The sequence below is a fragment of the Bradyrhizobium sp. UFLA05-108 genome, assembly GCF_059803455.1.
The window spans coordinates 19,592-43,606 of sequence record NZ_JBANAZ010000075.1 but is presented as its reverse complement, the minus strand read 5'-3'; the positions used below and the strand labels follow the sequence as shown (position 1 = coordinate 43,606).

The window sequence follows — 24,015 nt, the reverse complement described above, 5'->3', positions numbered from 1 at the left end:
TCCTTCAATATGCGATTCTCACCCAGCTTGGTCCGTGGATTTCTGACTCAGTAAGACTAAAGCGCGATGAGATTAGGATGAATCATCATCGCGCTTTGGGTTGTTGTCTGAGCATGATCTCCGCGCAAACGCGTTCCGCGTTTGCCGCGGGGGAAAACCGCGTCGCACTTTGCGCTAACGCGGCCCTACGGGTCCGGATCATGCTTTAGCCCGAGGCAGGGCTCGGCCGCGGCGCCCGCCGGATGCGGCTGAACAGGGAATCGATCAGCGGCCAGAACAGCAGTAAGATCGCCAGCGTCGTAATCGAGCCAACCAGCCCATTCGACCAGAACACCCTGAGGTCGCCACTTGAGCCGATCATCGACAGGCGGAAGGCGTCCTCGGCGCGGTTGCCGAGCACGAGCGCCAGCGTGAAGGGCGCCAAGGGAATGCTGATCTTCTTGAAGACGTAGCCGACGACGCCGAAGCCCAGCATCAGCCAGATGTCGAACATCGCGTTCTGGATGGCGTAGGCGCCGATTGCGCAGGACACCACGATCATCGGCGCGACCGCGGCGAAGGGCACACGCAAGATCGATGCAAAGATCGGCACAGTGGTCAGCACCAGCACGAGGCCGACGACATTACCGAGATACATCGAGGCGATCAGCCCCCAGACGAAATCCTTGTGCTCGACGAACAGAAGCGGGCCCGGATTGAGGCCCCACACCATCAACCCGCCGAGCAGGATGGCCGCCGTTCCCGAACCGGGAATTCCGAGCGCGAGCATCGGCAGCAGCGCCGAGGTGCCGGAGGCGTGCGCGGCCGTTTCCGGCGCGAACACGCCCTCGATGCGGCCCTTGCCAAAGCTTTGAGGGTCTTTAGCGAAGCGCTTGGCGAGATTGTAGCCCATGAAGGAAGCTGCAATCGCGCCGCCGGGCGTGATGCCGAGCCAGCAGCCGATGAAGGAGGAGCGTAGCAGCGTCACCCAGTATTTCGGCAGGTCCTTCCATACGCTCAACACGACACGCAGCGAGATGCTTGCGGCGTGTCCCCGCAGCGCCAGCCGCTCCTCCATCGTCAGAAGGATCTCGCTAATGCCGAACAGGCCGATGACGGCGACGAGGAAGTTGATGCCGCGGAGCAGTTCGGCGGAGCCGAACGTCATGCGCAACTGGCCCGACACGGTGTCCATGCCGATGCCGGCGAGCAAAAGGCCGAGCGACATCGAGATGACGGTCTTGTGCTTGGCCTCGCGGCCGAGACCGACGAACGAGCAGAATGTCAGGAGGTACACCGCGAAGAACTCGGGTGGGCCGAATTTGAGCGCGAAGGACGAGATCAGCGGTGCAAGGAAGGTGATCAGCAGCACCGCGACCAGCGAGCCGATGAAGGAGGAGGTGAACGCCGCCGTGAGCGCCTCCGCCGCCCTGCCCTGCTGCGCCATCGGGTAGCCGTCGAAGGTGGTCGCCACCGACCACGCTTCGCCGGGAATGTTGAACAGGATCGAGGTGATGGCACCGCCGAAAAGCGCGCCCCAATAGATGCAGGACAACATCACAATGGCCGAGGTCGGATCCATCGTGAAGGTCAGCGGCAACAGGATGGCGACGCCGTTGGGGCCGCCGAGCCCTGGCAGCACGCCGACGAAGATGCCGAGCACGAGCCCGACCATCATCAGGACCAGCGTCTTCCAGCTCAGCAGGACGGCAAAGCCGTGGACGAGGAGACCGAACGCTTCCATTGTTGGCGCCCTAAAAACCGAAGGCCGCTTCGAGCGGTCCCTTCGGCATGATGACGTCGAAGGCGATGTCGAAGGTGACGAACATGATTGCCGTGAACACAAGAGCGGTGAGCAGCGACTTCCACAGCGCAATCTTGCCGATCAGCCGCATGAAGCCCGAGATCAGGAGAAAGCTCGCGACATAGAGCCCAAGGAACTGCGTCACAAGGCAGAACAGAAGCGTCGGCACGAACACCGCGATTACGCGGCCCGCCTGCGCGCGGGTGACGAAAGGCTCGCTCCCCGCGCGCCGCGCGAGCAGCGCCGCGACGAGGCCATAGAGACTTCCGCCGGCGAGGATGACGCACAGATAGAACGGGAAGTAACCGGGCTCGGGTCCGGTCGCATCCCAGGAGATGCCGGTGCGCCAGTTGTCGTAGCCGAGCGTGATCGCGAGTGCGAGCAGAAGCAGCGAGACGACGATCTCGATCGTTCGCGAACTGACGACGCTCGGCGAGTCATCTTCAGGCGCGGTCGGATCGTCGACAACGATTTCAAGATCGGTTTGAGGCATGGCTCCGCCAGATCAAATTGCGCTGTCATCATCCGCGAAAGCGGATGATCCAGTACTCCGTACAGAAGCCGTATTCGTTGAGCTCTGTGCAACACTGGATGCCCCGCCGGAGCCTGTCATCGGGCTCGCCGAAGGCGAGACCCGGTGGCGAGGCATGACATCGAAGGTGGTCACTTCGCAACGAAACCCGCTTCCGTCATCAGCGACTTGTTCAGCGCGTCGTCCTCCTCGAGAAACTGCACCATGTCCTTGCCGGTGAGGAAGATCGGCTTGAGCGCCTGCTTCTCCATGTAATCCCTATATTCCGGGGTCTGCGTCACCTTCTGGAACAGGTCGACGTAGAAGGCCTGCTGCTCTGCCGTGACCTTGCCGGGCAAGAACATCGCGCGCAGCATCAGGTACTGAATGTCCAGCCCCTCCTCCTTGCAGGTCGGGATGTCGTGCCAGGACTGCGTCTCCGTCACCTTGGTGGTGTAGGAGATGCGCTCCTTGTCGAATACGCAGAGCGCCCGCACCTGACCTGCGCGCCAAACTTCGAGATTCTCGCTTGGGTTGTTGACGTTGGATTCGGTGTGGTTGCCGACGAGCTGGGTCGCGGCCTCGCCACCCGATTTGTAGGGCAGATAGGAGAATTTCGCGCCGGTCTTCTGCTCGAGGAAGACGGTCAGCACGTGATCCTCGCGCTTGGAGCCGGTGCCGCCCATCTTGAACGGGGAGCTTGCGGCCTTCGCGGCCTCGATGAACTCCTTCACCGATTTCGGCCCCGCCGCGTTGTCCCACAGCACAAACTGATCGAGCGCGATCACCGAGACTGGCGTCAGCTCGCGCCAGTTGAACGGAATCTTCGCCGACAGCGGCAGCATGTAGATCAGCGAGTAGGCGATCAGGACCTTGTTCGGATCGCCCTCGCTGGACTTCATGTACATCAGGGCTTCGGCGCCGGAGGCACCGCCCTTGAGCGACACCACCATCGGCTGCTTCATCAGATTGTTCTTCTGGATCGCGGCTTGCATCATGCGCGCCATCTGGTCGGAGGCACCGCCCGCACCGGCTGCGACCACGATCTCGACCGGCTTGGTCGGCTCCCAGCCGGCGAAGGCCGGCGCACTCAACAACAGGGCCGCCGCAGCTCCGACGGCCTTCACTGGAATTCGCACGAGTCTCGTCCCCTGGTTCTTATTGGCTTTGTAATGCCGGGAATTATCGGCGTATTGTGCGGAGGAATGCTGACGAGTTCAAGCAGGCGGGCATTCGGCCGCATATGACTTTCGGCTGATGAAGGCGCGCGGGAGCGCCCTACTTGCCCTTCCAGTTCGGCGTGCGCTTGTTGAGGAAGGCATCCATGCCTTCGCGAAAATCTTCGCTCATATAGGCCTTGAGGATCAGATCCTCGCCTTCTTCACGCGAGAGCGTGCGGCGGATACGGCGCACCGCCTCCTTGGTGGCTTCCAGCGTGAGCGGCGCGTGGCTCGCGACGAGCTTGGCGGTCTCGTCGGCGCGGCGCTGAAGCGTCTCGACGTCGGGCACGACCTCGTTGAGCAGGCCGAGCGCCAGGGCCTCGGGCGCCTCGACGAGACGCGCCTTGAAGATCAGGTCCTTGGTGCGGGCAGGTCCCACCAGCGAGACGACGCGGCTGATGTTCGACATCGACAGGCAGTTGCCGAGTGTGCGCGCGATCGGAAAGCCGATGCGGGTGGATTCGGTGCCGATGCGGATATCGCAGCACGCGGCAATGCCGGCACCGCCACCGGTGCAGGCCCCCGCGATCGCCGCGATGACGGGGACGCGGCACTGCTCCAGCGTGCCGAGCACGCGATCGATCCGCGCCTCGTAGTCCAGCGCATCCTGCGCGGTCTTGAAGGCACGGAACTGCGAGATGTCAGTACCCGAGGCGAACGCCTTGTCGCCGGCGCCGGTCAGGATCAGCGCCTTGATCGAACGATCGGCGTTGATGGCCTGGCAGATCTCCGCCATGCGCTCGTACATGGCGAAGGTCAGCGCGTTGCGCGCCTGCGGTCGGTTGAAGGTGATGCGCGCGATGCCGTCCGTGACGGAGTAGAGCAGGTCTTCACTGGCTGTCACGGGTGCGTTCATCGCGCGCTCTCTTTCTTCAGTTCACTCAGGTTAGTTCAGGCGACTTGAGCCTTGGTCATCGGCACCACGTCGCGCCCCTTGAGGACGTCCATGGCCGCCAGCACGCCGCCGCTCCGATGCGGGACCTGCGCAAGATCCAGGCCCATCTCAACGCCGGACAGCGTGCCCATCAGCATCAGATCGTTGAAATGGCCGATATGGCCGATGCGGAACACCCTGCCCTTCACCTTGTTCAGGCCGGTGCCGAGCGACATGTCAAAGTTCTCGAGCACCACTTTGCGGAAATTGTCGGCGTCATGGCCCTCGGGCATGCGCACGCCCGTGAGCGCCGGCGAATGCGCGTTGGGATCGGCGCACTGCGTCTCCAGGCCCCAGACCTTGATCGCTGCGCGCGTCGCGGCGCTATGGCGCTTGTGGCGGGTCCAGACGTTCTCGAGCCCCTCCTCCTCCAGCATCTTGACGGCCTCGCGCAGGCCGAAGAGCAGGTTGGTCGCGGGCGTATAGGGGAAGGTGCCGGCCTTGTTGAAGGCGATCACCTCCTGCCAGTCCCAATAGGAACGCATGCCGGGATTGCTTTTCGCTACGGCCAGCGCCTTTTCGGAGACCGCGTTGAAGCCAAGGCCCGGTGGCAGCATCAGGCCCTTCTGGGAGCCGGCAACCGAGACGTCGATGCCCCAGGCATCGTGCTCATATTCCATCGAGCCGAGGCCCGAGATGGTATCGACCATCAGCAGCGCCGGATGCTTCACGCGGTCGAGGATCTTGCGCACCTCCGCGGGCGGCGTCACGCAGCCGGTCGAGGTCTCGTTGTGCACGACGCAGACCGCCTTGATCTTGTGCTGCTTGTCGGCGGACAGGCGCTGTTCGATCTCGGCCAGATCGGCGCCATGGCGCCAGTCGCTCGGGATGAAATCGACGTCGAGCTTGAACTTGTCGGCGATGCCACGCCACAACACGGCGAACTGGCCGGTCTCGCACATCAAGACCTTGTCGCCGGGCGAGAGCACATTGACCATCGCCGCTTCCCAGGCCCCGGTTCCGGAGGAGGGATAGATGATCACGGGCTGCTTGGTGCGGAAAACCCGCTGCATCGCGGCCAGGACGGCAAAACCGATCTCGGCGAACTCCGGACCGCGGTGGTCCAGCGTCGGCATGTCCATGGCCCGCAGCACCCGGTCGGGCACGTTGGTCGGTCCTGGAATCTGGAGAAAATGCCTTCCAGTATGCACGGTCATAGGCGTCCTTCCCGGTCTTGAGAGTCTTCCGAGGGGTCTCGGCGAGCCGCTCGAATATCACTATTCGCCGGGCTTGTCCCCCGCCTGAGGAGGCCCGTCAATGCGCAAGAAGCAGGGCTCGCCTTGCCAAGCCGGCAGAGCCTAGGCAAGACGTCACCGGCGAAAGAGCGAGAGCGGATCATGGCGGCTGACGTGGCCGAAAAATCGAGAAAATCGGCGCAAAACGGCGGCCTGGCTGCGCGCCTGGCCCGTGAAACCACGGGTGAGGTCCTATTCGATACCTTCAGCCGCGGCCGCTACGCGACGGATGCCTCTTTCTATCAGATCATGCCCCTCGGCGTGGTTGTGCCGCGCAGCATGGACGAGGCGCTGCGGGCGCTGGCCGTTGCCCGCGACGAGGGCCTGAAGGTCACCCCGCGCGGCGGCGGCACATCGCAATGCGGCCAGACCGTCAATGACGGCCTTGTCATCGATGTCTCAAAACACCTGAACCGGATCCTCTCGCTGAATGTCGAGAACCGGACTTGCGTGGTCGAGCCCGGCATCGTGCTCGACGATCTCAACCGCCAGCTCAAAAAGCACGGCCTGTGGTTCCCGGTCGACGTCTCCACGGCGTCACGCGCCACCATTGGCGGCATGGCCGGCAACAATTCCTGCGGCGGGCGCTCGCTGCGCTACGGCACCATGCGCGACAACACGCTGTCGATGGAAGCAACCCTTGCCGACGGCACGATGGCTGGCTTCGGCGAGGTCCCGCGCGATCTCAGCAATGTGAATGCCGGCGACAGTGCGCTGGCGCTATTCCGCGACATGCTCACGCTCGGCGCGCGCGAGGCCGACGAGATCGCGGACAGGTTTCCGAAGGTGCAGCGCCGCGTCGGTGGCTACAATCTCGATGCGCTCACTCCGCGTAATGCGCCCAACAACATGGCGCATCTTTTGGTCGGTTCCGAAGGCACCCTCGCCTTCACCACGAAGGTCGAGCTGAAGCTGTGGCCCGTCATCCACAACAAGGCGCTCGGCGTCTGCCATTTCGGCAGCTTCTACGAGGCGATGGATGCGGCCCAGCACCTCGTCAAGCTCAAGCCGATCGCGGTCGAGCTCGTCGACCGCACCATGATCGCGCTGGGCCGCGACATTGCGATGTTTCGCCCCATCATCGGCGCCGCCATCAAGGGCGATCCGGATGCGGTGCTGGTGGTGGAATTCGCCGAAGAGGATCAGGCGGACAATCTCGCACGCCTGAAGCAGCTCGCCGAGCTGATGGGCGATCTCGGCTTCGGCTGGAATAACGACAAGCGCAAATGGGGCGGCGTGGTTGATATCACCGAGCCCGCCTTGCAAAGCGGCATCGCCGATTTCCGCGCTGCCGGCCTCAACGTCATGATGTCGATGAAGCAGGAGGGCAAGCCGGTCTCCTTTGTCGAGGACTGCGCCGTGCCGCTGCCGCACCTCGCCAACTATACCGCGCGGCTGAACGAGGTGTTCGCCAGGCACGGCACCAGCGGCACGATGTACGCGCACGCCTCCGAAGGCTGCCTTCATGTGCGCCCGGTGCTGAACCTGAAGCTGGAGAAGGACGTGAAGGCGATGCGCGCCATCGCCGAAGAGGCCTTCGCGATGGTGCGCGAGTACAAGGGCTCGCATTCCGGCGAGCACGGCGACGGCATCGTGCGCTCGGAGTTTCACGAAACGATGTTCGGAGAGCGTCTCGTTGCGGATTTCAAGGAGGTGAAACAGCGGTTCGATCCCGATGGCGTCCTCAATCCCGGCAAGATCGTCGACGCGCCGAAGATGGACGACCGCTCGTTGTTCCGCTACCGGCCGGACTATCGCGTCACTGATTTGAAGACGAAGCTCGACTGGTCCGCTTATCCCGGCGCCGCCGGCGGCTTCCAGGGCGCGGTCGAGATGTGCAACAACAACGGCGCCTGCCGGAAGCTCGAGGGCGGCGTGATGTGCCCGTCCTACCGCGCAACGCGCAACGAGAAGGACGTCACCCGTGGCCGCGCCAACACGCTGCGGCTCGCGATCTCCAGACAGCTCGGCCCCGATGCGCTGTCCTCCGACGAGATGATGGAGACGTTGAAACTCTGTGTCTCCTGCAAGGCCTGCCGCCATGAATGCCCGACCGGCGTCGACATGGCGAAGATGAAGATCGAGGTGCTCGCCGCGCGCGTTGCCTCTCGCGGTCTGACGCTGCGCGACCGACTGGTTGGCTATCTGCCCCGTTATGCCAACCTCGCCTCGCGTTTCGCCCTGCTCACGAACCTGCGCAACCGCAGCGCGCTTCTGCGAAAGCTGTTCGAACGCTTTGCCGGCATCAGCGCGCGCCGCGCGCTGCCTGCCTTCCGCAGCGATGTGTTTGCACCGCCTGCGGAAGCGGTTGGACCTGTGGATGGCCGCGAGGTCGTGCTGTTCGCCGACACGTTCAATCGGATCTATGAGCGGGAAAACCTCGACGCGGCGCTGCGGGTGCTTGTCGCAGGCGGCTATCGCGTGCATCTGACAAAGCTCGTCAGCGGCACCCGGCCGCTGTGCTGCGGCCGCACGTTCCTGTCCGCGGGCCTCGTCGAGGAAGCGAAGGCCGAGCTCGACCGTCTCGTTGCGAGTTTTACCCCGTTTGCCGCGCGGGGCGTGCCGATCATCGGGCTCGAGCCGAGCTGCCTCCTGACGCTGCGCGACGAGCTGTTGTCGCTGCGCAAGGACGACGACGCCAAGGCTGTCAGCACCCACGCCCTCACCTTCGAGGAGTTTCTGGTGCGCGAGGCGGAAGCCGGTCGTCTGCAACTGCCGCTCGGCACGATCGCCGAGAAGGCGCTCTTGCATGGCCATTGCCACCAAAAATCCTTTGGCGCCTTCAAGCCGGTCGAGCAGGTGCTGCGCCTCGTTCCCGGCCTAAAGGTTGAGACCATCGAGTCGAGCTGCTGTGGCATGGCCGGCGCCTTTGGCTATGGCGCGGACACATACGATGCCTCGATCGAGATGGCCGAGCTGTCGCTGCTGCCGGCCGTGCGGCGCGCGGACCAAGCAACGCTGGTGGTCGCCGACGGCACCTCATGCCGGCACCAGATCCACGACGGCAGTGCGCGCGACGCCCTGCATGTCGCGCGCGTGCTCGCCATGAGCCTCGATGGCGCCAACGCAAATCCAACGACCTCATCACACAAGGACACTCCACATGGCTGAACTCACCCTCGACACCGCCCGCAAGATTCTCGATGCCGCCGTCGCGAAGGCCGCGGAGCTGAAGCTGAAGCCGCTTGTCATCACGATCCTGGATGCGCGCGGCGTCCTCAAGCTCGCGGCTGCGCAGGACGGCACCAGCCTGATGCGCGCCGAGATCGCCCACGGCAAGGCCTATGGCGCACTCGCAATGGGCATGGGATCGCGCGCCCTGTACCAGCGCGCCCAGGAGCAGGCCTATTTCATCGACGCAGTGAACACCATCGCCAAGGGCGCGCTGGTCCCGGTCCCCGGCGGCGTGCTGATCCACGACGGAGGCACCTTGCTCGGTGCGGTCGGCGTCTCCGGCGACACCTCGGACAACGACGAAGCCTGCGCGGTCGCCGGCATCGAAGCGGCCCGACTGAAGGCGAATGCGGGATAACGCGCGTCAACCCAGGCTGACAGACCGTAGATCGAGCGAGCGTTATCCCTCACGTTGCTTGGCAAGCTGATTAGTGCGACGAAGCCTTGCAAAAGCCCGGTCTGTCGCCATGAAACGCGTCAGCATTGGAGCGATCAGCTTCGCTGGATCGCTGATCGATTGTCCGCTTTCTCGGCTCAACGCCTCAGCGTAGGCGACAAGGTCCCGATGAACACTTGCCGGCAGCTCATGCGTAACCTTGACAGACCTGTTTTCAACGAGAGCGCCGATTTTGAGTTTCGCCATGCTACTATCCCCTATACGGTTCAAGCACGAGGTCCCGGTTGACGATAACCCTCACCGGAAATCCCGGCCGGATCGTCAGCGTCGGTTGGATGTTAAGATTGCGCCGAACAAGCTGTTGACCGGCCTGGTTGACGGAGTCTCCTGCCCCGCGCCGCAATGCCTGGATGAGTGCGCTGTTAGTATAGTTGTTGACGTCGCTTCCCGAATTCACTTCGGTCCCAACCGCTAGCAGGGTTGAGAGCGCAGCCGCGCCCAACAATTCCTTCCAGTGATTGTCGACTTGATCCTCAAGGCCAGAATACCCCGCAGCGTCGGCTCCCGGCTGCCGTTCCAGCACAATCGACCGGCCGTTCGGCATGATCAACCTAGTCCAGACCAGAAGGAGGCGCGACTGCCCAAATGCGATCTGGCTATCGTAAGTACCTATTAGCCGTGCCCCCTGCGGAATGAGCCGAGTTCGCCCGGTAGGACTATCATATACCGCTTCGGTCACCTGCGCCGTGATTTGACCAGGGAGATCGGAGCGAATCCCCGTCAGCAGCGCACCAGGAATGACTGTCCCTGCTTGGACGACAAAAGGCGATGCGGGTTTGACCAGACGATCAGGGCTCGTGGTGCGTCGATCGATCGCCGCATTCACGAAGGTAAGCTTTCGGTCCTGGCCATTCTGTGCGAACGCTTCGTCGGACGATGTCGTCCCACTCGCAGGAGCATCATTCGACGCTGTTGTTGCGGAAAACGGCCGGACATTCGTGGGGGCGAACAGCTTGCTCGTGCGCGCCGCTTCACTTTCTTGATTCACGCGCTGTTGCTCGGCATCAACCGCCAATGGACCAGTCTGCGCCTGCGCGGCAACGATCGGTCGACCCAAATCGCCGGGCAAAGGCGGTCCGAGCGGCGGCACCTTCGGGATGCCGGTGTAGTCCTTCGGCAGGCCGGCAAGCTGGTCAGCGACATTATGATGATCGGTCGAATACAGCTCCTCCGAAGCGGGAGCGTGCTTCTTGCTGGATTGCAGCGCCAAAAACATGGCTCCCGAGATCGCGACGAGGAGTAGTGCGGAGCCTGCGATCAACACCCTACGCGAGAGCCGCGTTACGCGTGGCCGCTCTGGGTGCAACTGGAACGCTTTCGAAGCGTCGTCCTGCGCCTGCGACGGAACATTATTCTGGTTCGTAGGACCGCCACTTGTGCCGCTCATAATGGCCTCCCATCGCCTCTGACGATCCGCACCTTCTGCTGGTTCTCACCTCCTAGCCTCAATTCAGCGGCTGCGAACAGCCGATCGACAATCAGCAGGCTTCCGAAAGCACGATAATTGACAAGCTCGGTCTTCCCGTCCTGCGCGATGACGAAAAGGGGTGGCATCTCACCCTGCCCGATGCCTGGTGCGAACTCGATGTAAACCTTGCGTCCGTCGTCGTAGGCGTTGATCGGACGCCAGGGCGGGTTGTCGCCCTCGATGGCGTAGCGATAGCGGCGCTGGGTTGGGTCGGGGATGAGTGGCGTCGACGGCACGCCCCGGCCACGCGTGCGATCTTCGGGATAGAACCAGGTCACAGAAGGCATGTACGGCTTTTCTCGGGCGCGCAGCTCAAGCAGATAGGTGCGCCGATCGGTGTTGACGACGAGATTGGTCGAGACTTCCGGCCGAGTCGGCTTGACCATGATGTGGACGCGCCGGGTATCCCCGCTACCACTTTCGGTGTCGCCGACGACCCATCGCACGGTATCGCCGGCAGCGACAGGTCCCGAACCGATCAATTGTTCGCCCGGCTCGAGCGCTATGTCGGTAATCTGTCCGGGTGCGGCATAGATCTGGTAGAGGGCGCCCGGGCTATAGGGAAACACCTGCACTGCGTTGAAATACGCCGCCTTGCGGGGCTGAACACGAGCCGCGTCGTTGGCGCTCTCGATCCTTTCGATCGGCTCCTTGGCTTCTTTCTGCTTGCCGCCATGTGCCGGGGTCCAGGAGGGCGGCACGTGTAGCGGTCGCGGCCGGTCGTCGCTCACCGCCGGCGGATCGGGGAGCGGCGGGAGATCGCTGTCGTAGCTGATCTGCGGAGGTTTGAAGGTGGTGCATCCGCCGAGCGCCGCGACCGAAATCAAAAGGGCCGACGCCAAGCTCCGTGGCAATTTTCCCGAGGTATGAGAAATGGAGGGCATGCTCATCCGAGCTCCTTCGACCAGTTGATGGCGTTGACATAGATGCCGAGTGGATTCTTACGCAGGCGATCGACGTCGCGAGGCGGCTCCAAGACGATCGTGAGAATTGCGCTCCACCGCTCCGTAGCGGCCATCTGGCCATTCTCGTAACGTCGTTCGATCCAGGCTAAACGGAAGCTATCGGGTGAGGCCCTGATGACGCTGGAAACCTCGACGGCCACCTGGCTCTTCCCGACCTTGGCGAAGGGGTCGTTGTTGCGCGCGTAGTCATTGAGGGCTGCAGCGCCGCGGTCCGTCGTGAAGTCGTAGGCGCGGAGCCAATCTTCGCGCAGCACGATCGCGTCCATGGGAAGGCCGCGAACATGTTCGATAAACCGAGATAGATGAAAGGCGATCTGGGGATCGCTGGGTTGGAAGGAAGCATCTGCGGGTGCGACGGCTCTCACTTCGCCGAGATGATCCACTTCGACCACCCAGGGGGTGATGGTGCCCCGTGCTGATTCCCAAGCAAGCGCAGTGGCGAAGCCGGCGGATAGGAACAGAGAGCCGAATGCCATCAGACGCCAGTTTCTAGCCTGGACTCGTGCCGAGCCGATGCGGTCATCCCAGACCTGAGCTGCGCGTTGATAGGGGGTGACCGGAGCAGGCGTGCGGCCATAGTGGACGGCTGATCGTTTGAACATACTTTACCTCAGGAGATGATTGGGAACGGCAGGTGGTTGAGCGCAGGCACTAGCTCCCGCCCTGTGAGAGATCGACAGACGCACCACCTCCGCCGTGGTCGCCAGCGCGTACCGCCCGCGTGGCGCTTGAGGCTCCATGACTGATAGTTTGCGTCCGTTTCATGCGGCGAACCCACGCGGGTGCTCTCTCGGACGACCCGGAATCGCCACCACCCGCGCTGCCGCTCGGTCCGCCGGAATGAATGGCAGCAGAGCGTAGCGGGCTAGCAGTAGCCGACGGAGTTGCGCCCTTGGCGCCGGACAGACCGCCTGCTCGGAGCGCGCTCGAGGCAGCGCCCGCAATGGCGCGGCTTCCACCAACGGCACTTCCGGCCAACGCGGCGCCACCGGCTGCGAGCGCGGCTCCAGCCGCAACCACGCCACCGGCCGCTAGGCCAGTGCCGACCGCACTACCGGCGCCGAGCTGTGGTCCACCAGAAACGATCCCGTTGGCGATGCCGGGTCCGAAGATGCCGAGACCAAGCAATGAGAGCGCTCCCAACACCAGCGCCATCGCACTCTCAATGGTCGGCTGGTTGCCGCCAAATCCCGCTGTGAACTGTGCAAAAAGCGTCGAGCCGATGCCGACGATCACGGCCAGCACCAAAACCTTGACGCCGGAAGAGATCACGTTGCCAAGCACCCGCTCCGCGGCGAATGCCGTCTTCCCAAACAGACCGAAGGGAATCAGCACAAAGCCTGCGAGCGTCGTCAGCTTGAACTCGATCAGGGTGACGAAGAGCTGGATCGCCAGGATGAAAAAAGCGAGCAGCACCACGATCCAGGCGAACAACAGAACGGCGATCTGGACGAAATTCTCGAAGAAGCTGACGTAGCCCATCAGGCTGGAAATGGACTCCAGGATCGGCCTCCCAGCGTCGAGACCCACCTGCGCAATCCGGCCGGGACGCAAGAATTCCGCTGACGACAGGCTCGTGCCGGAGGCCTTTAGGCCCAGGCCCGCAAAGCTTTCGAACACGATCCGCGCGAGGCTGTTCCAGTTGCCGATAAGATAAGCAAAGACGCCGACGAACAGGGTCTTCTTGACGAGACGAGCGACGATGTCCTCATCGCCGCCCCAGGACCAGAACAGCCCAGCCAGTGCGATGTCGATCGCCGCGAGCGTGGTCGCGAGATAGGCAACCTCACCGCCGAGCAGCCCAAATCCGGAATCGATGTAGCGAGTGAAGGTTTCCAGGAACTGGTCGATGACACCGGTGCTGTTCATCGCTCATTCCCTCCGGATGTCGGCATGGAGGGGTAGCCAGACGGCAAACGGCTTTCATCCTTCGGTGATGGTGGAATCGGGCCATTAGCTGACGCTCCATCAACCCCTTGACGTGCATTACCCTCCCTCTGGCTCAGAAATTGGCGCCGTTTCTCGGCCCACACCTTGCGGCATTCGAGCAACTGGTCTTTCTGCTCGTAGTTGACGGTACGGCACTGCGCGAGCTTGGAGGCGAGAGGATCGATTTCTTGGGTAGCCGATGCAGCAGCCGCGGTCTGATCCGCGCCGCCGCGCAACTGGATTGCGCAGGCACCGACCGCCACGGCGAGGAGCAGCACGGCTACGCCGATCGGAATGCGCTTGAACCTATCTGTCATCATCGGTGAAACATCTGCACGGTTGTGGGCTGATAGCTTTGGCCTGAGTTAAGGAAGCGGCGGAGCTGCTCTCTCCCCTGATCCTGTGCGACGGTGCGCTGCGCAGACTCCAAGCTCTGAGCTCGTCCCTGTGCGGCAACGACGGCGGTGAGATCGGCGAGTTGCTGGGCCTGCAATCCGAGGAGTTGGTTACCTGCCTGATTTGCCTGCAGTGCGCCGGTCGCACCTTGGCTCGCTGTCACGAGCGCCGACATCTGGGTTCGGTTGGTGTCGAGATTGCCGACGACGGTGGCCTGCACCCGCATCGCGTCCTGCAAGCCCGCGACCGCGTTCTGCCAGCGTGCCTGTGCATTGGCCACCAGGGCCTGGTCCGACGAACTTGACGACGTCGGCGCATAGGTCGTCGAGAACGCCCGATCGATTTGCTGGATATCGTAGGCAATGCGCTGAGCCTGCCCGAGCAATTGCTGCGTCCGCAGGATCGACTGCTCGAGCTGCAGCAGGGAGGAGAACGGCAGTGTCGCCAGATTCTTTGCCTGGTTGATCAGCATCTGCGCCTGATTTTGCAGTGACGTGATCTGGTTGTTGATCTGCTGCAGGCTACGCGCGGCAGTCAGCACGTTCTGCGCGTAGTTGTTGGGATCGAACACGATCCATTGCGCCGACGTCGGCTTGGGGCTTCCGGCAAGAACGACAGCGATGGCGCCCGCCGCCACGACACGACAAAGGAGACTCATGAGGAGGCCTCCAGGTTGGTGAGATGTGGAATGAGATCGCAGGCCCATCCGACGTCTCGGGCTCTAAGCCAGCCAGAGACAAAATTCTCGCCGCTCTCTTCGACCAGCACCTTCTCGATCAGCGCCTGGTCGGCTTTCGAGGAGGCGGCCGCAAACGCCAAGGCGACCTCACCAAGGCCAAGTTCAAACAGACGGTTGCCGCGACGCGACTGGCAGTAGTAGTCCCGCTTCGGTATCGCACGGGCGAGAATCTCGATCTGACGGTCGTTCAGCCCAAAGCGGCGATAGATCGCCGTGATCTGTGGTTCGATGGCGCGATCGTTGGGGAGCAGGATCCGGGTCGGACAACTCTCGATGATGGCAGGTGCGATGGCCGAGCCGTCGATGTCGGCCAGCGATTGAGTGGCGAAAATGACGGAAACATTCTTCTTGCGCAGTGTCTTCAGCCACTCGCGAAGTTTGCCGGCAAAGTCAGCGTCATCGAGTGCAAGCCAGCCCTCATCGATGATGAGCAGGGTCGGCCGGCCGTCGAAACGATCCTCGATCCGATGAAACAGGTATGACAGAACGGCGGGCGCTACTCCCGTACCGATCAATCCGTCGGTTTCGAAGACCTGAACCGAGGACTCGCCCAATCGCTCACTTTCGGCATCGAGCAACCGGTCATAGGGACCGCCCAGGCAATAGGGTTGGAGCGCCCGCTTCAAGGGATTCGACTGCAAAAGGACGGAAAGACCTGTGAGGGTTCGTTCCGGAAGCGGCGCTGAAGCCAGCGACGTCAGGGCCGACCAGACATGGTCCTTGACCTCGGGTGTGACCTCGATCCGTTCGCGGGTCAGGATCGAGGTGATCCATTCGGCAGCCCAGCCGCGCTCAGCGACGTCGTCAATTCTCGCGAGCGGCTGGAGGGAGACAAACTGGGAGACCTCTCCGGCAACGGAGCCGCCAAGATCATGCCAGTCGCCACCCATGGCGATGGCGGCCGCCCGGATCGATCCACCGAAATCGAAAGCGAAGATCTGGGAACTCGGATAGCGCTGAAACTGCAGCGCCATCAGCGCCAGTAGTACCGACTTGCCGGCGCCCGTCGGGCCGACGACCAGGGTGTGCCCGACATCGCCGACGTGGAGAGAGAATCGAAACGGGGTCGATCCCTCCGTCTTGCCGAAGAACAGAGCCGGCGCTTTGAAGTGATGGTCCCTCGCCTCCCCCGCCCATACAGCTGAGAGCGGAATCATATGCGCAAGGTTCAGGGTCGAGACCGGGGGCTGACGGACGTTGGCATAGACGTGCCCCGGCAAGCTGCCGAGCCATGCCTCGACCGCATTCACCGTCTCAATCATGCAGGTGAAATCACGCCCCTGGATCACCTTCTCGACGAGGCGCAGCTTTTCGTCGGCGGCGCGGGCATCCCTGTCCCAGACGGTGACCGTCGCGGTGACAAAGGCCTCACCGATCTGGTCCGTTCCCAGTTCCTGGAGCGCGGCGTCAGCATCGATCGCCTTATTATGCGCATCTGTGTCGAGAAGCGCGGAAGCCTCGTTGGTCATCACCTCCTTGAGAATCGCGCCAATCGACTTCCGCTTGGCGAACCATTGGCGACGAATTTTGGTGAGGAGTTTTGTCGCATCCGTCTTGTCGAGCATGATCGCCCGGGTCGACCAACGATACGCGAAGGCGAGACGGTTGAGGTCGTCGAGGATCCCCGGTGTGGTCGCGGTCGGGAATCCCACGACGGTCAGAACGCGCACGTGAGCTTCGCCCAACGTCGGCTCAAGGCCGCCGGTCAGGGGTTGATCGGCCAGCAACGCATCGAGATACATGGGGATCTCTGGCACGCGCACACGATGCCGCTTGGTCGAAACAGTGGAGTGCAGGTAGGTCAGCGTTGCCTCATCATCGAGCCAGCCACACTCCGGCATGAATCCTTCAATGAGCTGGAGGACGCGGTTGGTCCGGTCGACAAACCCGCTCAGGACCTCTCGCGCGTCAGCGCCGACGGTGCGGCTGCTATTCTCATAGAGGAGCCGCTCTGCCATCGCGGCGCCTTCCTCGGGCGGCAGGTAGAGGAACGTCAGGTAGTAGCTCGAGTCATAATGGGCGCCCGCTTCCTCGAACTGGGCTCGCCGCTCCGCGTCGACCAGGGCAGAGGCGACGTCGGGAAACGTGCTTAGGGGATAGGCACCCGCGGAATGCCGCTGTGCCTCGACAAAGACCGCCCATCCAGACCCAAGGCGGCGGAGCGCGTTGTTCAGACGACCGGCGACTGCGACGAGTTCGGCCGGCACAGCGCTGTCGAGATCCGGTCCCCGAAATTTTGCGGTCCGCTGAAACGAACCGTCCTTGTTCAGAACGATTCCCTCATCGACGAGTGCCGCCCAGGGAAGAAAGTCCGCCAAGCGCGTCGTTGAACGTCTGTATTCGGCAAGATTCATCATGGGAGGACTCACAGGCTGAGATGACCGGGAATGCGGACGTGCCGGCGCACGACCTCGACGAAGGCGGGATCGCGCTTGGTGGCCCATACGGCGACCACGTGGCCGACAAACAGGAGGAGAAGACCTGCCAGCCAAAGGCGCAGGCCGAGCCCAAGTGCTGCGGCCAGGGTGCTGTTGAGGATGGCAACCGATCGCGGTGCGCCGCCCATCAGAATCGGCTCGGTCAGGGCCCGGTGCACGGGCGCGACAAATCCTGTGACCTGCCCATCCATCAGATCACCACGCCGCCGCCGAAGGAGAAGAAGGAAAGGAAGAAGCTTGAGGCGGCAAAGGCAATTGACAGGCCGAAGACGATCTGGACCAGCCGTCGGAAACCGCCCGATGTGTCGCCGAATGCCAGCGACAGGCCCGTCACGATAATGATGATGACGGCGATGATCTTGGCGACGGGGCCCTCGACCGATTGCAGGATCTGATTGAGGGGTTGCTCCCACGGCATGTTGGAGCCCGCGGCCCACGCTGGGACGGCCATCAGGCAATACCCGGTGAATGCCCCCATCGAAAGGATGATCCTTCCGAGAAACGAACGATAACTCATGGCTGATCTCCCATTGGTGAAAGGCTGTAGTCGCCGGAGGGTCCGAGCCCGGTCACACGGGCCAGTTCTGCAAGCCTGCGATCGGCACCACGGCCGACGAGCACGGCGATGACGTTGATGGTCTCTGCAATGAGGGCGCGCGGGACTGTGACGACGGCTTCCTGGATGAGCTGCTCAAGGCGACGCAAAGCGCCGAGCGCGGTGCCGGCATGAATCGTGCCGATTCCACCGGGGTGGCCGGTGCCCCAGGCCTTCAGCAGGTCGAGGGCCTCCGCTCCGCGGACTTCGCCGATCGGAATGCGATCGGGCCGCAGCCGTAGCGACGAGCGGACGAGATCGGAGAGCGAGATCACACCATCCCGTGTACGCAGGGCCACCAGGTTCGGTGCCTTGCATTGAAGCTCTCGCGTATCTTCGATGAGTACGACGCGATCGGCGGTCTTGGCGACTTCTGCGAGCAGCGCATTTGTCAGCGTCGTCTTGCCGGTCGAGGTGCCGCCGGCAACCAATATATTCTCGCGACTGGTGACGGCCGTGCGTAGCGCGTCGGCCTGATCCGATGTGATAATCCCAGCGGCAACGTAGTCACCGAGCGAGAACACGGCCACCGCTGGCTTGCGGATCGCGAATGCGGGGGCGGTGACAACCGGCGGCAACAGGCCCTCGAACCGTTCACCGGTTTCGGGCAATTCGGCGGAGACGCGCGGCGCCCCGGCGTGAACTTCCTGCCCCACGTGATGGGCAACCAACCGGACGATGCGTTCTCCGTCGGAAGCGGACAGTGTTTCGCCGCTCTCCATCAGACCGTGAGATAGCCGGTCGATCCACAACCGGCCATCGGGGTTGAGCATCACTTCAACGATCGACGGATCTTCCAGAAAGCGTGCGATGGCGGGACCAAGTGCGGTGCGCAGCATTCGCACCCCACGCGAGATTGCCTCCGGCCGAAGAGAATGGATTGGCACGTCGTCCCCCAATGACTGAGGACAAATCGAACGCCGCCCTCAGATGGGGATCATTAGAAAGAGCAACAGCACGATCGGCACAACGAGCGCCTGACCGCGTTCGTAGCCTGGCGCAGAGAAAGAAAGTTTGGGCAAGATGCCTGAGAGCGAGCCTGAACTTGCGCCTCAGCCAAACAGCTCGACACTCCAGTTAGCGGCCTTGGTGAGAATAAAATCGCGAACTCGTCATTGAAATTGCACCATAATTTTCAGAGCGCCCGCGGGACAAGGAACTGGTTAGACGGCCCATGGTGGGCTTGAAGATCATGCGCGCCAACAGCGCGACTGCGATCGGCGCGAGCAGCATCGGCAGCAGCGCGACACGAAACAGCTGCTCGCCAGTCACGCTCGCATTCAGCGCCAAGGCCGAACCCGATCGCTTGTTGGCAATCCCACCGCGATGAACGCTTCAGCGGTTGCCAAGGGTACGCGCCAACATTCGGGTTGAGGCGATGCGTATGCATAATATGCCATACGGGCCTCGCTTTCGAATATCCCGGGGGGATGCCGTTGCCCACCAGAAATGTCGTGCTGACTGAGCGTCAGGAGGAACTCCTTGAGGCCCCGTCAAGTCTAGCCGCTACCAGAACGCCAGCGAAGTGCTGCGCGATGGGTTGGGGCTGGTGGAACAACGCGAGGCGGAGGATACAAGCAAGCTGAAAGCTCTGCGGGCAGCGGCCCGCGCCGGCGTCGCGGCGTTGGACCGGGGGATTTCAAGGAATTCGGAAATATCGAGGAGCCTCTCGGAGAAGGTCATCTCCCGAACTGCCGAATAGAGCCGTCATGACCCAGCAGAGATGGCGCGTTCGTCTCGGCCCTGCCGCGGAAGTCGACTTTGCCAACATCCTCAAGTGGACCACCGAGAATTCTGGCGCGCGACAAGTTCGCGTCTATAGGGACGCCCTTGTTCAAGCGCTTGCCAACGGTCCCAATGTTCGGGGCTCCAGGGCCCGGGACGAGATCATGGCAGGCCTTCGCACGCTTTATGTTGCCCGGCCTGGCCGTCGCGGACGTCATTTCCTGGACCTATCGGGACGCCCCGAACAGCACGATCGAAATCGTCCGCATCGTCCACGACGGAATGGACCTTCGGCTCCACGTCCCATCTGTCCCCGACGAGAGCACCGAATAGAGCTGCAGCATCGTAGAGAACGCCAGCGCACCTCTGCAGGCGCCAGCGAGCTCTGGCGTAGAATTGTAAGTGGCGCGCTATGGCCGATGAAGTTGGGCACTATTGTTCGCCGTAGCACTACGATGCCGTGCGCGAGTCCACGCCATCGTATCCGACACCTTGCCTATCTTTGCGCGCGCACTGCGACGGGATATGCGCGTGTCACTACTCGCTTTCAATGTCCTCGAGCCTGGTCCCGCGTCCGGCGCGCAGGCTGTTTCGCGCCTGCTCGATACGACGCAGGAAGCGCGGGTCGTGTTCGAGGCGGTACTCGAACCAGTCCTCCTCTGATTCGAAGCCGATCAGTACGCCGGCCGGCTTACCATGGCGCGTGATGACGATCTCCTGCGTTTCAGCTTCTCGAAGAAAGCGAGACAGGTCGTCCTTGATCTCGGATAAAGGAACTTCCTTCACTCCGGATTTCCGAATTGTGTGAGCCATGACTCGGCCTCCGATTTGGGCACTATCGCCAAGACCTCTACGCTCGTGCGGGACACGTCGTAGAACACCCGAACTTCGTCTACCCGCAATCGAAACTGTGGACGGAGCAATCCTCGCAATCGCTTGATGCGGCTGCGGCTCGTTTTTTCGGGCTCGTGCCTCAGATGTGTTTCGAGCGCGGCCCGAACGATCGTCCGAACACTCGCCGTCAGCGCCTTGAGGTCTTCGACAGCTTCGGGAGCGAGGACGATCTCGAATGGCATTCTGGCCAGATTATAGCCAGATTTGCACAGGTGTCAAACGAGCAATTGGGCCTGCCTCAAGCGAACTCTAGCGTACCAACGGCTAGGCAGAGGATGCTGTTGAGTGCTCTGGCGGGAAATGGCGCGCCACGGCCGATGAAGATGGGCACTACTGCTTCGCTGTGGCGCTATGATGTACCCGCTATGGTTCGCTGCCTCCGCCGGCCGCACGATCAAAGCTCGTCTCGGTTCAACGATTTCGGAGCAAGGTAGGCCATTATCATGGCAGGTCGGGGTTGTCACCAAATTGGTGACATGATACAGATTCACCCATGCAGGTGATCGCCCTTCGCACTCTGAGAGAATTTTGGGCGCGTCACCCACATGCCGAAGGCCCAATTCGGGCGTGGTTCGCGATTGCCGCCAAGGCGCACTGGGCCGACCCCGCCGAAATAAGGCGGCGGTTCGGCAGCACCGTCGATTTCGTGGGCGACGACCGAGTCATCTTCGATCTCGGCGGGAACAAATATCGGCTGATCGTTCACGTGTCATATGCCTTCGGCCGCGTGCTCGTGAAGTTCATCGGCACTCATTCAGAATACGACCGCATCGATCCGGAGACCGTATCATGGCGAAAAAATTGATCCGTCCGATTCGCTCCGAAGCCGACTATGACGCGGCGCTCAGCGAGATCGAACGGTACTTCGAAAACGAACCCAAGCCGGGTACGCCCGAAGCAGACCGATTCGATCTCCTCGCACTTATCATCGAGGACTACGAGCGCAAGCGCTGGCCGATCGAACCACCCGACACGATCGACGCGATTCGTTACCGCATGGAGACGAGCGGCTATACCCAGGCCGATCTTGGCCGCCTGCTCGGCTCGCGCCAGCGCGCATCCGACGTTCTGACCAGGAAGCGTCCTCTCACGATGCGAATGGCCTGGAAACTGCATCGCGAGTGGGACATTCCTGCGGAAGCCCTGATCGCACCACCGCGAATGCGCGGGCGAAGGTCGGCGGCGTAGAGGCGGAAAGGCCCGCGCAGGATCGGCGCTTATCGTCAGCTGTAGCGTGCTCTGGCGTAAATGGCGCGCCACGGCCGATGAAGATGCGCACTATTGCTTCGCCGTCGCGCTATGAAGCAGCGACCGGCCGAGCGCTACAACCGCCAACACTGCGACGGCTTACGATTTCCCGCTGTGTCCGCCGGGCTTGCCGCGGAGGCCAATGCTGGCGCATTCAGCCGACCTTTGGCGTCTCACCGGCTAAGATCCGCCGGTAGACCGACGCATCGATATTGCCGCCGGACAAAATCACGGCGACCTTCTTTCCGGCCATGCGGGCGCGCTCCTGCATGAGCCCGGCAAGCGGGGCGGCGCCCGCGCCTTCGGCAACGTTGTGCGTATCCTGGAAATAGGAACGTGCCGCATCGGCGATGTCGTCCTCGCCAAGCTGCAAGATTCGGGCTGCGCCCTGCTTGATGATGGCCACCGCCTCCTGACGCGGGTCGCGTGTTGCCACGCCGTCGGCGAAGGTTAGCGCCGAGCCCGTCGAAACCGGCTTCCCGGCCGCGAACGACAGGGCCATTGCCGGGGCGCTGCGCGCTACGACGCCGACGATTTCAGTCTTGAGGCCGAGCAAGTCGCGAGCTGTGATCAGCCCACAGATACCGGAGCCCATCCCAATCGGGACATAGACCGTGTCAAGGTCAGCGACGGCGCGAAACAGTTCGAGCGCGTACGTTGCGACCCCCTTGACCTGATCTCGATTGAACGGTGTGATAAAATGCAGGCTCTGCTCGCACGCGACCCGATTGCATTCTGCAAGCGCCTCGTCAAAATCTCTGCCGAATTCGACGACGGTGGCACCAAAGGCGCGCATGGCGGCATTCTGGTCTGTTGAGTTGCCCCGCGGCAAGTAGATTGTCGCCGAAATGCCTGCCCGAGAGGCTGAGAATGCGATAGATTGACCATGATTGCCGCGCGTGGCCGAAATGACCCCTGTCACTTTTGTCGATGAGCGCTTCAGATTGTCCATGTAGACGATGCCGCCGCGTACCTTGAAAGCGGAAGTCGGCGTGTGATTCTCGTGCTTTACCCACACCTCGCAACCGGTCCGCTTGGCGAGAAGCGGCCAAGCGTATTGCGGGGTGGGCGGTAGCGTACGATGCACGAGTTGAGCCGCGGCTTCCAATTCACCGAGAGCAAAGAGCGGGTCGGACACAGCCATCGAAAACCTCCGAGGAAACCTGTAAGAATGTTAGCTCGGTTGATTTCGGTCCGCTTTCACGTGCTTGACCTGTAATGGCGTGTGGGTCGCAAAGTAATCTTTCAGTCGTTGCGGCGGTGAGCGCTTCGAGCTACGGCAAGTTCTAATGTCGGAACAGAAACCAAGCACGGTGGCTGCTCTGCATCGCTCAACCCTGCACTGTGAGGGCCCGGGCTTTGCGGTGACGGTGCTGCCGGCGTCGCCCTACGAGGTGAGTTACGTGTCCGATCGTCACGTGATTGGGTTCACGTTCGAGAGGCAGCGAGGCGTCGACGCCTTCGGTGGTGCGCGGCGGCGCCCCTTTGATGCGGAGCCTTGGCGGCTCGCCTTCACGCCAGCAGGCTGCGACGTCTTTTCGGCCTCGGACAAGGGCGGGGAGTACTTGGTACTAAGCTTTGCCCCGAAGGTATTTGCTCGATTTGCATCAGGGATTGAGACCTGCCGGCTAAGGCAGTTCACCAATGCGGCCGATCCCCGATTCACCCCGTTAGCGACTAGCCTGCGGCGGATGACGATGGTTGGTGCAGCAGCGCCATCTTTGGCGATGGAGAGCGTTGTAGCCGTTGCTGCCGAACGCGTCTCAGCGGTGCTCAATCCCGGTACTCAGAGAGGGTCCGCCGAATGTCGTTTGACTTCTCGACGCCTGAAGCGAATTCTCGATCATTTTGAGGCTCGACTCACGGAAGAAATCCGCCTCGCGGACCTTGCAAGCGATACCGGCCTCTCGGAATGCTATCTCGCCCGCACGTTCCGGGCTGCGACTGGCATGACGCTGCACGCCGCGTTGGTGGAGCGGAGGATTGCACGAGCGCGTTCGTTGATCGAGGCGGCCTCACGCCGCGGCACCCGCCCAAGCCTCGCGGCGGTTGCAGCAGCTTGCGGATTCTCAAGCCACGCTCACATGACGACGATCTTCCGGCGCGTGCTTGGGGTCACTCCGAGCGAATGGACGCGAATTTTTGTAGGCACCTCAGTACTCGGATCGTCCGATCACAGCACCGCCGGCTGATGGTTGCAGGGCTGCCTGGACAACGGCGCGATCGGCGCCGCTGGGCTGCTGCAGCGTGCTCTGGCGTAGAATGGCGCGCCGGCCAAAACAAAATTACGAACTCATATATTAT

Annotated in this window: 27 protein-coding genes; 7 read left to right on the top strand and 20 right to left on the bottom strand. The window is 62.4% G+C overall.

Translation table 11 applies throughout. The annotated features are described in order from the left end of the window. Positions 1 to 209: hypothetical protein (locus SO140_RS37635; protein ID WP_498543820.1), on the top strand; the 209-nt coding region annotated here is incomplete at its 5' end. On the opposite strand, the gene SO140_RS37630 is transcribed toward SO140_RS37635, so the two are convergent. The 5 genes from SO140_RS37630 to SO140_RS37610 all read right to left on the bottom strand — a co-directional run bounded on the left by SO140_RS37630 (position 206) and on the right by SO140_RS37610 (position 5,605). Next, positions 206 to 1,723 (bottom strand): tripartite tricarboxylate transporter permease, encoded by a 1,518-nt coding sequence (locus SO140_RS37630; protein WP_449380169.1) that lies wholly within the window; start codon positions 1,721 to 1,723, stop codon positions 206 to 208. The two genes, SO140_RS37635 and SO140_RS37630, sit on opposite strands and share 4 nt — an antisense overlap. Before the next feature lie 10 nt (positions 1,724 to 1,733). After that, positions 1,734 to 2,276 (bottom strand): tripartite tricarboxylate transporter TctB family protein, encoded by a 543-nt coding sequence (locus SO140_RS37625; protein ID WP_449380168.1) that lies wholly within the window; start codon positions 2,274 to 2,276, stop codon positions 1,734 to 1,736. A gap of 170 nt (positions 2,277 to 2,446) precedes the next feature. After that, a complete protein-coding gene (locus SO140_RS37620; RefSeq protein ID WP_449380167.1) occupies positions 2,447 to 3,433 on the bottom strand; it encodes a tripartite tricarboxylate transporter substrate binding protein in 987 nt (328 codons plus the stop codon). A 139-nt stretch (positions 3,434 to 3,572) separates the two neighbouring features. Further along, the gene (locus SO140_RS37615) at positions 3,573 to 4,370 is read right to left on the bottom strand and encodes an enoyl-CoA hydratase/isomerase family protein (protein WP_449380166.1); all 798 of its coding nucleotides are present in this window, start codon (positions 4,368 to 4,370) and stop codon (positions 3,573 to 3,575) included. A gap of 35 nt (positions 4,371 to 4,405) precedes the next feature. Continuing rightward, positions 4,406 to 5,605: a pyridoxal-phosphate-dependent aminotransferase family protein gene (locus SO140_RS37610; protein ID WP_449380165.1), complete on the bottom strand. Its 1,200-nt coding sequence runs from the start codon at positions 5,603 to 5,605 to the stop codon at positions 4,406 to 4,408. Positions 5,606 to 5,785: 180 nt separating this feature from the next. On the opposite strand from SO140_RS37610, the gene SO140_RS37605 reads away from it, so the two are divergent. Both SO140_RS37605 and SO140_RS37600 read left to right on the top strand, forming a co-directional pair. Then, positions 5,786 to 8,794 (top strand): FAD-binding and (Fe-S)-binding domain-containing protein, encoded by a 3,009-nt coding sequence (locus SO140_RS37605; RefSeq protein ID WP_449380164.1) that lies wholly within the window; start codon positions 5,786 to 5,788, stop codon positions 8,792 to 8,794. Next, on the top strand, positions 8,787 to 9,215 hold the full coding sequence (locus tag SO140_RS37600; RefSeq protein WP_449380163.1) for a GlcG/HbpS family heme-binding protein: 429 nt from the start codon (positions 8,787 to 8,789) through the stop codon (positions 9,213 to 9,215). The genes SO140_RS37605 and SO140_RS37600 overlap by 8 nt, the downstream gene beginning before the upstream one ends. Positions 9,216 to 9,257: 42 nt before the next feature. On the opposite strand, the gene SO140_RS37595 is transcribed toward SO140_RS37600, so the two are convergent. From SO140_RS37595 to SO140_RS37540, 12 genes are all read right to left on the bottom strand, one after another. Then, on the bottom strand, positions 9,258 to 9,500 hold the full coding sequence (locus SO140_RS37595; protein ID WP_449380162.1) for a DUF2274 domain-containing protein: 243 nt from the start codon (positions 9,498 to 9,500) through the stop codon (positions 9,258 to 9,260). 4 nt (positions 9,501 to 9,504) lie between these two features. Next, on the bottom strand, positions 9,505 to 10,701 hold the full coding sequence (locus tag SO140_RS37590; protein WP_449380161.1) for a TraB/TrbI/VirB10 family type IV secretion system protein: 1,197 nt from the start codon (positions 10,699 to 10,701) through the stop codon (positions 9,505 to 9,507). Then, positions 10,698 to 11,672 carry a P-type conjugative transfer protein TrbG gene (gene trbG / locus SO140_RS37585; protein ID WP_449380160.1) on the bottom strand — a complete coding sequence of 325 codons (975 nt, stop codon included), beginning with the start codon at positions 11,670 to 11,672 and terminating at the stop codon, positions 10,698 to 10,700. Before trbG ends, SO140_RS37590 begins: the two co-directional genes overlap by 4 nt. Further along, the gene (trbF, locus tag SO140_RS37580) at positions 11,669 to 12,349 is read right to left on the bottom strand and encodes a conjugal transfer protein TrbF (protein ID WP_449380159.1); all 681 of its coding nucleotides are present in this window, start codon (positions 12,347 to 12,349) and stop codon (positions 11,669 to 11,671) included. Before trbF ends, trbG begins: the two co-directional genes overlap by 4 nt. Before the next feature lie 49 nt (positions 12,350 to 12,398). Further along, complete coding sequence (gene trbL / locus SO140_RS37575; protein WP_474802970.1) at positions 12,399 to 13,616, bottom strand: P-type conjugative transfer protein TrbL; 1,218 nt, start codon at positions 13,614 to 13,616, stop codon at positions 12,399 to 12,401. Next, on the bottom strand, positions 13,613 to 13,996 hold the full coding sequence (trbK-alt, locus tag SO140_RS37570) for a putative entry exclusion protein TrbK-alt (RefSeq protein ID WP_449380157.1): 384 nt from the start codon (positions 13,994 to 13,996) through the stop codon (positions 13,613 to 13,615). Before trbK-alt ends, trbL begins: the two co-directional genes overlap by 4 nt. Then, a complete protein-coding gene (gene trbJ / locus SO140_RS37565; RefSeq protein ID WP_449380177.1) occupies positions 13,993 to 14,730 on the bottom strand; it encodes a P-type conjugative transfer protein TrbJ in 738 nt (245 codons plus the stop codon). The genes trbK-alt and trbJ overlap by 4 nt, the downstream gene beginning before the upstream one ends. After that, a complete protein-coding gene (trbE, locus tag SO140_RS37560; RefSeq protein WP_449380156.1) occupies positions 14,727 to 17,168 on the bottom strand; it encodes a conjugal transfer protein TrbE in 2,442 nt (813 codons plus the stop codon). The genes trbJ and trbE overlap by 4 nt, the downstream gene beginning before the upstream one ends. A gap of 8 nt (positions 17,169 to 17,176) precedes the next feature. Continuing rightward, a complete protein-coding gene (locus tag SO140_RS37555) occupies positions 17,177 to 17,440 on the bottom strand; it encodes a VirB3 family type IV secretion system protein (RefSeq protein WP_449380155.1) in 264 nt (87 codons plus the stop codon). Continuing rightward, positions 17,440 to 17,727: a TrbC/VirB2 family type IV secretion system protein gene (locus tag SO140_RS37550; RefSeq protein ID WP_449380176.1), complete on the bottom strand. Its 288-nt coding sequence runs from the start codon at positions 17,725 to 17,727 to the stop codon at positions 17,440 to 17,442. Before SO140_RS37550 ends, SO140_RS37555 begins: the two co-directional genes overlap by 1 nt. A 35-nt stretch (positions 17,728 to 17,762) precedes the next feature. After that, positions 17,763 to 18,683, bottom strand: a complete 921-nt coding sequence (gene trbB, locus SO140_RS37545) for a P-type conjugative transfer ATPase TrbB (protein ID WP_449380154.1) — start codon at positions 18,681 to 18,683, stop codon at positions 17,763 to 17,765. A gap of 238 nt (positions 18,684 to 18,921) precedes the next feature. Beyond that, positions 18,922 to 19,134: a hypothetical protein gene (locus SO140_RS37540; protein ID WP_449380153.1), complete on the bottom strand. Its 213-nt coding sequence runs from the start codon at positions 19,132 to 19,134 to the stop codon at positions 18,922 to 18,924. Between the two features lie 235 nt (positions 19,135 to 19,369). Between SO140_RS37540 and SO140_RS37535 the strand changes: the two genes are divergently transcribed. Then, positions 19,370 to 19,546 carry a hypothetical protein gene (locus SO140_RS37535; protein ID WP_449380152.1) on the top strand — a complete coding sequence of 59 codons (177 nt, stop codon included), beginning with the start codon at positions 19,370 to 19,372 and terminating at the stop codon, positions 19,544 to 19,546. Between the two features lie 560 nt (positions 19,547 to 20,106). Here the strand turns inward: SO140_RS37535 and SO140_RS37530 are convergent. Together SO140_RS37530 and SO140_RS37525 are read right to left on the bottom strand one after the other, a co-directional pair. Next, positions 20,107 to 20,355 carry a type II toxin-antitoxin system Phd/YefM family antitoxin gene (locus tag SO140_RS37530; protein WP_449380151.1) on the bottom strand — a complete coding sequence of 83 codons (249 nt, stop codon included), beginning with the start codon at positions 20,353 to 20,355 and terminating at the stop codon, positions 20,107 to 20,109. Further along, positions 20,352 to 20,645 carry a type II toxin-antitoxin system RelE family toxin gene (locus tag SO140_RS37525; RefSeq protein WP_449380150.1) on the bottom strand — a complete coding sequence of 98 codons (294 nt, stop codon included), beginning with the start codon at positions 20,643 to 20,645 and terminating at the stop codon, positions 20,352 to 20,354. The genes SO140_RS37530 and SO140_RS37525 overlap by 4 nt, the downstream gene beginning before the upstream one ends. Positions 20,646 to 20,956: 311 nt before the next feature. On the opposite strand from SO140_RS37525, the gene SO140_RS37520 reads away from it, so the two are divergent. After that, positions 20,957 to 21,268, top strand: a complete 312-nt coding sequence (locus SO140_RS37520) for a type II toxin-antitoxin system HigB family toxin (protein WP_449380149.1) — start codon at positions 20,957 to 20,959, stop codon at positions 21,266 to 21,268. Next, positions 21,253 to 21,651 (top strand): helix-turn-helix domain-containing protein, encoded by a 399-nt coding sequence (locus SO140_RS37515; RefSeq protein WP_449380148.1) that lies wholly within the window; start codon positions 21,253 to 21,255, stop codon positions 21,649 to 21,651. Before SO140_RS37520 ends, SO140_RS37515 begins: the two co-directional genes overlap by 16 nt. 214 nt (positions 21,652 to 21,865) lie before the next feature. Here SO140_RS37515 and SO140_RS37510 read toward each other — a convergent pair whose 3' ends face one another. Next, positions 21,866 to 22,855: a threonine dehydratase gene (locus tag SO140_RS37510; protein ID WP_449380147.1), complete on the bottom strand. Its 990-nt coding sequence runs from the start codon at positions 22,853 to 22,855 to the stop codon at positions 21,866 to 21,868. Positions 22,856 to 23,000: 145 nt separating this feature from the next. On the opposite strand from SO140_RS37510, the gene SO140_RS37505 reads away from it, so the two are divergent. Then, positions 23,001 to 23,903, top strand: a complete 903-nt coding sequence (locus tag SO140_RS37505) for a helix-turn-helix domain-containing protein (RefSeq protein ID WP_449380146.1) — start codon at positions 23,001 to 23,003, stop codon at positions 23,901 to 23,903. Positions 23,904 to 24,015: the final 112 nt, after the last annotated feature.

What these genes read in the sequence shown, in the direction of transcription:
- SO140_RS37630 (WP_449380169.1), bottom strand. Translation starts at nt 1,723, where the DNA reads ATGGAAGCGTTCGGTCTCCTCGTCCACGGCTTTGCCGTCCTGCTGAGC.
- SO140_RS37625 (WP_449380168.1), bottom strand. Translation starts at nt 2,276, where the DNA reads ATGCCTCAAACCGATCTTGAAATCGTTGTCGACGATCCGACCGCGCCT.
- SO140_RS37615 (WP_449380166.1), bottom strand. Translation starts at nt 4,370, where the DNA reads ATGAACGCACCCGTGACAGCCAGTGAAGACCTGCTCTACTCCGTCACG.
- SO140_RS37610 (WP_449380165.1), bottom strand. Translation starts at nt 5,605, where the DNA reads ATGACCGTGCATACTGGAAGGCATTTTCTCCAGATTCCAGGACCGACC.
- SO140_RS37605 (WP_449380164.1), top strand. Translation starts at nt 5,786, where the DNA reads ATGGCGGCTGACGTGGCCGAAAAATCGAGAAAATCGGCGCAAAACGGC.
- SO140_RS37600 (WP_449380163.1), top strand. Translation starts at nt 8,787, where the DNA reads ATGGCTGAACTCACCCTCGACACCGCCCGCAAGATTCTCGATGCCGCC.
- SO140_RS37595 (WP_449380162.1), bottom strand. Translation starts at nt 9,500, where the DNA reads ATGGCGAAACTCAAAATCGGCGCTCTCGTTGAAAACAGGTCTGTCAAG.
- SO140_RS37590 (WP_449380161.1), bottom strand. Translation starts at nt 10,701, where the DNA reads ATGAGCGGCACAAGTGGCGGTCCTACGAACCAGAATAATGTTCCGTCG.
- trbG (WP_449380160.1), bottom strand. Translation starts at nt 11,672, where the DNA reads ATGAGCATGCCCTCCATTTCTCATACCTCGGGAAAATTGCCACGGAGC.
- trbF (WP_449380159.1), bottom strand. Translation starts at nt 12,349, where the DNA reads ATGTTCAAACGATCAGCCGTCCACTATGGCCGCACGCCTGCTCCGGTC.
- trbL (WP_474802970.1), bottom strand. Translation starts at nt 13,616, where the DNA reads ATGAACAGCACCGGTGTCATCGACCAGTTCCTGGAAACCTTCACTCGC.
- trbK-alt (WP_449380157.1), bottom strand. Translation starts at nt 13,996, where the DNA reads ATGATGACAGATAGGTTCAAGCGCATTCCGATCGGCGTAGCCGTGCTG.
- trbJ (WP_449380177.1), bottom strand. Translation starts at nt 14,730, where the DNA reads ATGAGTCTCCTTTGTCGTGTCGTGGCGGCGGGCGCCATCGCTGTCGTT.
- trbE (WP_449380156.1), bottom strand. Translation starts at nt 17,168, where the DNA reads ATGATGAATCTTGCCGAATACAGACGTTCAACGACGCGCTTGGCGGAC.
- SO140_RS37555 (WP_449380155.1), bottom strand. Translation starts at nt 17,440, where the DNA reads ATGGATGGGCAGGTCACAGGATTTGTCGCGCCCGTGCACCGGGCCCTG.
- SO140_RS37550 (WP_449380176.1), bottom strand. Translation starts at nt 17,727, where the DNA reads ATGGGGGCATTCACCGGGTATTGCCTGATGGCCGTCCCAGCGTGGGCC.
- trbB (WP_449380154.1), bottom strand. Translation starts at nt 18,683, where the DNA reads ATGCTGCGCACCGCACTTGGTCCCGCCATCGCACGCTTTCTGGAAGAT.
- SO140_RS37525 (WP_449380150.1), bottom strand. Translation starts at nt 20,645, where the DNA reads ATGCCATTCGAGATCGTCCTCGCTCCCGAAGCTGTCGAAGACCTCAAG.
- SO140_RS37520 (WP_449380149.1), top strand. Translation starts at nt 20,957, where the DNA reads ATGCAGGTGATCGCCCTTCGCACTCTGAGAGAATTTTGGGCGCGTCAC.
- SO140_RS37515 (WP_449380148.1), top strand. Translation starts at nt 21,253, where the DNA reads ATGGCGAAAAAATTGATCCGTCCGATTCGCTCCGAAGCCGACTATGAC.
- SO140_RS37510 (WP_449380147.1), bottom strand. Translation starts at nt 22,855, where the DNA reads ATGGCTGTGTCCGACCCGCTCTTTGCTCTCGGTGAATTGGAAGCCGCG.
- SO140_RS37505 (WP_449380146.1), top strand. Translation starts at nt 23,001, where the DNA reads ATGTCGGAACAGAAACCAAGCACGGTGGCTGCTCTGCATCGCTCAACC.